The sequence below is a fragment of the Parasutterella secunda genome (assembly GCF_023336895.1).
Lineage (GTDB): Bacteria > Pseudomonadota > Gammaproteobacteria > Burkholderiales > Burkholderiaceae_F > Aphodousia > Aphodousia faecalis.
On the sequence record NZ_JAMBLT010000004.1, the window covers coordinates 98,746 to 105,242 of the forward strand.

Consider the following 6,497-nt stretch of genomic DNA (forward strand, 5'->3'; position numbering starts at 1 on the left):
GTCTCTTTATGAAGATTGATCCTGTCACTTTTGAAGTTGATACGTCGGGAGGGACCCATCCGATTTACGTTTGGGAAGCTCCTGTGCGGATTTGGCACTGGGCGATGGCGGTTTGCATGGCTGTCATGATTGTGACCGGTTTTCTGATCGGTGCTCCGCTCGTTGCCAATGTAGGCGATACCTGGGTGACTTACGATTTCGGCTATATCCGTCTGGCTCATTTTGTGGCCGGTATGATCTTTACGATCCTTTTCGTATACCGGATCTTTTGGGCTATTGTTGGAAATCGCTACGCTCGGATGATTTTTATTCCGCCACTTTGGTCTCTCAAATGGTGGAAGGGTGTTATCGCTCAAGTGCTTTACTACCTTTTCATCAAGAAAACGGCGCCGGAATACGCAGGCCATAACCCGCTCGCGCAGCTGGCTATGTTTGCCATGTTTGTATTGGGCAGCTTTGTGGTCATCATCACGGGTTTTGCTCTTTATGCGCAAGCCTGGGGATGGGATACAGGGTGGATGGCATGGTTCGGTTGGGTATTTAGCTTGGCTGGAGATGCTCAAGCCGTGCGAACCATTCACCATGCCTGCATGTACGTTTTTATTCTCTTTTCAATTGCTCACATCTATATGTCCTTTAGAGAGGACGTCATGGGCGGGGCAACCACGTTGTCTTCTATGTCAACTGGATTGAGAATGTTTAAGGAAACGCATCATTAATTGCCGACGATAGAAGGCTTGAGGAGTCGCTCTGAAGCTTCTCAGGCCTTTTTTTGTATGTGGGATTAATATAAAAGAATGGATTTAAGGTAGATCGTATGCAGCAGTTTGAAGTTTTAGTGATCGGAATCGGCAATATCCTGTGGGCTGACGAGGGGTTCGGTGTCAGAGCAGTCGAGTCGTATCATGAACGGTTTGCTGATGATCCTAGAGTACGAGTCATTGATGGAGGTACATTGGGAGCCTACCTGATTAATGAGGTTATGAGTGCCAAAAGGTTACTTATTTTTGATTGCTGCGATTTTCAAGATAAGCCAGGAACTTTAAAAGTTCTTCGCGATGACGATATTCGACTTTGGTCATCGACCAAAATATCGGCCCATCAAGCCGGCATGAATGACGTCTTGGTGACAGCCGCTTTGAGCGGTTACGAACCGCAAGCCATTACCGTTATTGGGGTGCAGCCTTTGGAATTAAATGATTATGGTGGTAGCCTAACCTCAGTGGTTGACGCACAAGTCTATCCTGCCGTCAATGAAGCCATGAAGGAAATGACCGCCTGGGGGTTTGCTCCTCAAGAAAGAGTTGGAAACGATCAGCCTAGAGCACTCAGTGAAGAGATTTTAGAGAAAGAACCATACGAAAAAGGACGCCCGAGCGAGCAAGAAGCCTTTCGCTACGGAGATCTTCGCTTTATTAAGGTTAAATAATTTTTAGAGGTGACTTGAAAAGATGTGTGTGGCAATACCCAAAAAAGTCCTGGCCCTGCATAAAACAGCAAGCGGCACGAGCGCGGATGTGGATAATGGCGGCGAGTTGGAACGTGTGGACACCTCACTGATTGAATCGGTATCGGTCGGCGATTTTGTGCTGGTATTCAGAGGCAATGCATTGAGAGTCGTTGATGCAGAGGAAGCGGCGAAGATTCAGTCAGCATTGGATTGCGTCCAGAAAGTAATGGATGGGGAGTTTGATGAAAATCAGATTCAAGCCGGTTTTGCCGATTTAGACAACGCTTCGTCTGCTTTGCCTCCGCATCTGGCTCGTATAGTAGGTAAAAAAGTGATGTAGGGGGAGCCTATGCCTAAAGCCTTTAATGCGGTTACCGCTCAGATCAATCAGCTAGATATGGCTTCGCATCCGGTATTTAAGCGTCTATTCGGCGAGGCCGGTTTTCAGTGGCTGACATCGCAAGAGTTAGAAAACTTCATATATCAAGATGGTTTGAAGATGTTAGTTTTTGCCGATGACCCTAATGAAAGAAAAACAACATTGGACATAGCTGTTATTGCTCCGGAATTAAAAAAAGCTTTCAATGGTGCTTTGACGGCGACGGCTTGGGCTGACTTTAAAGAATCGCGCAGCATGGCTGCTCGTTGGGGTTTGCGTTCAATGCCCGTGGTAGCAATCTTTCGAAATAAGGATTTACTGGGGGCCGTTCAGGGCCTTAAACCGTGGGATGAATATTGTTCTTTGCTATCTGAGATCGTCATTAGAAATAAACCTGTGGTTCGTACAATTGCGATCATGCCTGTTGAAAAACAGGACAGTTGTGATTGCTGAGAAAACTTCAAAAAGGATCAGGTATGGCACAAATATCATCGAGCCGTTGGGCCAATGTAAATTTAGACAGGCAAACCGAACACGAAGCGGCAATTGCGACGGTGAAATTTCTCGAAAAAGTTAGGGATACTTTGTCCGAGGGGGATTTTTCAACCAACAAGACGTTATTAACTATTCCCTTTAGAGAATTCGACCCTAAGCACCTGGATTTTGTTTTAGCAACGGTTGGAAGTGGTGAAGTTAGGGCAACGATAGGCCAATCAGTTCGATTGGAAGAAACGGCTATTGAGGGGCTGTGGCGCGTGCAGGAAAACGGGGTTGATCGTTTTGAAGTCGTTACGGTTCCTTCGGATCTATTAAGAAACCTTTCTACAACGCTGCTAGAGCCTCAATTAACTGAAATTCCTCAAGGTGTCTTTGCTGCTTCGGCTATTCTTCAGGAACTTTCCCAAGCTCAGCGAACAGAAAATCTAGAGAAGTTGTCAGTGGAGCCGCCCTATACGGTTGAAATTTCTCGTCAGCCCCTTAGCCCGGAAGATGGATCTTTTCTTGAGGCCGCATTGGGTAAGGGAATGATAGATATCAGTATTTCGGGTTTTGCGAGCGCTCATATTCAAAGCACTGCGATGAAAGGGATTTGGCGAAATCGGATTTTTAATAATGCCGGTAAAGCGCTTTTTGATGCCTATGTAGTGACGATGTTGCCGCCTGAGGTTGGAGAGTCCGCAGAAGAAATGAAGTTAGGTGCTCAGCATTGTGAAGAAATCTTGCAGTGGCTTAAGGAAGATATTCAAAGCGGTTCGTTATAAAGAGGTCTTGGAGTGGAAATGGCTCAAGAAACGATAGATCGTCTGTTGGATCGGTTAAATCGGGAACGTATCGGGGCTGAAACGAAAATGCAGTGCAAGGTTTGCTGGTATGTGTACGATCCGAAGCAAGGTTGTGAGGAATTTGACATCGCTCCCGATACACCGTTTTATGACTTACCGGACTTTTTTACGTGCCCGGGTTGTGGCAACGAAAAAGCGGGCTTTATCCCTTTAAATTCGGATGAGGAGCCCGCTCAGTAGCTTATTCGCTTTTTTGCGGTTTGAACATTTTCACTGTTTGGGCGACTTCTTCAATGTCGTCTGTGATGCCGATTCGCAAACCGCTGTATTTTCCGGTATTGACAAGATGCTCTAGGAGTGGGTAAACGGGCAATTCCTTTCGCCAAAAATCTACGCCTAAGAAAACCATCAAACTCGAATAACCGTACGTTTTGTAGTGATTAGGGACGGCAGCCTGAAAGATTTCTTGAATAGTACCGGCGCTACCCGGAGTGTAGATAAGCCCACCTCTTGTAATACTTAAGATCGTATCTTCGCGGATGCTGTTATCAAAAAACTTTGCAATATGAGTGGCAAAGGGGGTTGCCGGCTCATGTCCGTAGAGCCAAGTAGGAATGCCCAGACTGATGAAATGCGTTTGACGGAATTTAAGCATTACTTTGAATGCGCTGCTTAACCAGCCTTTATCTTGCCAACTTGGAGCCGCCTTAAGGATAGTGAGAGCCTCTTCAACTTCTTCATCAGATCTTTCTGCAAGCCAAGCTCCTAAATGGGTAGCTTCCATAGCCCCGGCACCACCCCCGCTAACCATGATGAATCCCATTTCTGTCAGGCGCTTACTCAGAAAAACAATTTGTCTGTAGAAAGGATCGGTTCTTAGAAGGTCGTGACCGCCCATAATGCCAACGATTTGACGTTCATGATAGTTAGCCAAGAAGTCCTTGATGGCGTTACTCATGGAGTGATCGTGTAAATACCGTGACAGTGTTTCCTTGATATTTTTGGAAATGACTCCGCTTTGCAAAAAATGTTTATAAACACGCCTGTCGTAAGTATTTTCTATGGAACTCTCATCGCGGGGATCAAATCCGGAATAAAGCGAATTGGCCGAGTACAGATAACTGCGATAGATGTCAAAGGGGGCATCCAGTTTCGGAAAAATCAGGTTTGTTTTATCAAGTTGCTGCGAAAAGGATTCGGGTAAAACACAACCTAAAAATAAACAGTCGCTGTATGTGGACTGGGAGGCCAAGTCCGCTAGATCTGAGAAATCGATATTTTGAAAAACATGATGATCAATGTGTCCTGGTTCGGTAACAAGGCCTAATAATTGAGTGATCGTTTCAATTTCGGTGTATTCGCGCATTGTTTGACTCCATTCGTTCCAATTATCTATTTTAGCGAAGCTTGCCGAAAGCTCTATCCTGATGCTCACAAGCCATCTAGAATAAAAGAAAAGACTCAGGAATAGTCATGATTATTATTGATCGCATACGTATTAACGGTTTTAGAAGTATTCGCAGTTTACAGATGCCTTTGGGGCGTAGTTCTGTTTTACTGGGCGCTAACAATTGTGGCAAAAGCACGGTTTTGAAAGCTTTGGAGTTGGCCCTCAGTGATGAAATCGCCGTTCAAAAGGAAGATTTTCACCTCAACGAGAAAGCAGAGTTTGGCGATGAGCTCTGGGTTGATGTTCGTTTTGTGCCGTTAAATAAAGATTCCAAACGCTTTTCAGCCTTTCAAATCGGTTGGCAAAAGGAATTTGATGGATTAATCCGAAGAGATCATTACAGACGTGAGTATTTTGCTTTTAGAACTAAATTTCAAAGATGGCCTGACGGGACAATTACCAAGCAGCGTTTCATTATCAATCATTGGGATCGGGAAAAGTTAGGCGAGGAACTTCAAGAGGTTCCCCATTCTTTACAGTTTGTCAGTATTGATGCTGAAGAAAATCTCCGAGAGGATCTCAAAAATGAGAACTCCTTTGTCAGTCGTATGGTAAGCGGTTTGGGGAGTGCTTTAAAAAAATATCCCGATTATGCCAATAAGCCGATTGAAGATTTAAGGTCAATGTTGGATTCTTTGTGTCAGACACTGGAAGGGCCGGGGACGCAGTTACCAGAAGAAGTGAGTCTTACGGCTGACAATATTGAAGAGTTCTTTTCGCTCGTGAAAAGTGATTCCGAGAAAATCATTCCTTTTTCGGCCCTGCAAGGTAAGGGTAGTCAAAAAAGTGTTGCCATTTTATCAATCGTTACGTTGGTGGATTTGTTGGCCAAACAAGCGGCCCTTCAGGAGCGCCCCTTATTTATGTTGATTGCTGCAGAAGAGCCTGAAATTCATTTACACCCCAATGCGCAGCGAGCATTGATGACGCAGCTGAAAGCGCTCTCTCATCAATTCATTGTTTCAACGCATTCTCCCTATGTGGCTTCCGTCTGCGAGCCTTATGAATTTAGAAGCATGCAGAGGGATGGTGAAAATATTCAGGTCAGATGGTTGCCTCAAAATATTGATCCGTTAGAAGCCCGGGCAATTAAACGGTTGATATTGCGTTTTCGCGGAGAAACGCTATTTGCTAGGGGGCTTATTTTTGTGGAGGGAGTCACTGAAGAGCAACTAATCCGCGGAATGTTCCAAGCTTATTTCGGAGATGACCCAAGTGCGTTCGGTATCAGCATTATGGGTGTGGACGGTAAGAGTTATGCACCATTTTTGATGTTGGCTTTGAGTCTCAAAAAGCCATTTTGTGTGATCAGTGACAATGATGGGGATGCGAGACACGTCGTGTTAAAGCAGCTTAGCGAAACAGAACGACGCTTACATTGCAAGGCAGAAGATAACCAAAGTGGCGTTTTTTTCCTATCACCCGGATTGGCTATGGAAGGGGAGCTAGTGTACAAGACTGGGCTGAAAAGAGAGCTCTATGATGCGCTTTGGGCTTGTAACGCTTCTCCTAATGTATCTGTTAAGTCGAAAAAGTTGCAATATGAGCGTCTTATGGCGATGGCTCCCAGAGATATAAAACGACGTTTGGAAAAGAAAAAGGCGGAATACTCAGGTTTTTTGGGAGACATCATTGCTCAAAATACGTATTCGCAACCAATAGAAAATATGATCCCATCTGCGATATTACGTGCATTTGAGTTGATTTCGGTTTGGCTTGGAAAAGAAAGGTGAAAACCTAAAATTTCATAAGGCATATCCTGCGTTTCCTGAACTGCTCAGAAACCAACTCGTGGGGAGTAGGTAAGGCGGAATTCAGGAGGCTCTGCATCGTGTTGCCTGCTTTTCTCCAGAGAACTTAAAATTTTTGGAAAGAATGTGTTTCGCTTATCAATAAATCTAATAACCGACGATTAATGAACAGTTTCTCGCGACC

The 6,497-nt window shown here is 44.9% G+C and carries 8 protein-coding genes; 7 read left to right on the top strand and 1 reads right to left on the bottom strand.

The genetic code is table 11. The features are described from left to right. The first annotated feature begins 8 nt into the window (after positions 1-8). The 6 genes from cybH to M3080_RS05690 all read left to right on the top strand — a co-directional run bounded on the left by cybH (position 9) and on the right by M3080_RS05690 (position 3,352). Positions 9-719: a Ni/Fe-hydrogenase, b-type cytochrome subunit gene (gene cybH / locus M3080_RS05665; RefSeq protein ID WP_022472929.1), complete on the top strand. Its 711-nt coding sequence runs from the start codon at positions 9-11 to the stop codon at positions 717-719. Between the two features lie 98 nt (positions 720-817). Then, on the top strand, positions 818-1,429 hold the full coding sequence (locus M3080_RS05670) for a HyaD/HybD family hydrogenase maturation endopeptidase (protein WP_249092252.1): 612 nt from the start codon (positions 818-820) through the stop codon (positions 1,427-1,429). A gap of 28 nt (positions 1,430-1,457) precedes the next feature. Beyond that, entirely contained in the window at positions 1,458-1,790 is a 333-nt protein-coding gene (locus M3080_RS05675; RefSeq protein ID WP_249092253.1) for a HypC/HybG/HupF family hydrogenase formation chaperone, read from the top strand. 9 nt (positions 1,791-1,799) lie between these two features. Further along, positions 1,800-2,282: a thioredoxin domain-containing protein gene (locus M3080_RS05680; RefSeq protein WP_249092254.1), complete on the top strand. Its 483-nt coding sequence runs from the start codon at positions 1,800-1,802 to the stop codon at positions 2,280-2,282. Positions 2,283-2,305: 23 nt separating this feature from the next. Further along, on the top strand, positions 2,306-3,091 hold the full coding sequence (locus tag M3080_RS05685; RefSeq protein WP_249092255.1) for a hydrogenase expression/formation C-terminal domain-containing protein: 786 nt from the start codon (positions 2,306-2,308) through the stop codon (positions 3,089-3,091). A gap of 18 nt (positions 3,092-3,109) precedes the next feature. Then, positions 3,110-3,352, top strand: coding sequence for a rubredoxin (locus M3080_RS05690; RefSeq protein WP_022472934.1), 243 nt, complete (start codon positions 3,110-3,112; stop codon positions 3,350-3,352). A gap of 1 nt (position 3,353) precedes the next feature. Here M3080_RS05690 and M3080_RS05695 read toward each other — a convergent pair whose 3' ends face one another. Next, entirely contained in the window at positions 3,354-4,478 is a 1,125-nt protein-coding gene (locus M3080_RS05695) for an LOG family protein (protein WP_249092256.1), read from the bottom strand. A 107-nt stretch (positions 4,479-4,585) separates the two neighbouring features. Between M3080_RS05695 and M3080_RS05700 the strand changes: the two genes are divergently transcribed. After that, positions 4,586-6,295, top strand: a complete 1,710-nt coding sequence (locus M3080_RS05700) for an ATP-dependent nuclease (RefSeq protein WP_249092257.1) — start codon at positions 4,586-4,588, stop codon at positions 6,293-6,295. The last annotated feature ends 202 nt before the right edge of the window (positions 6,296-6,497 follow it).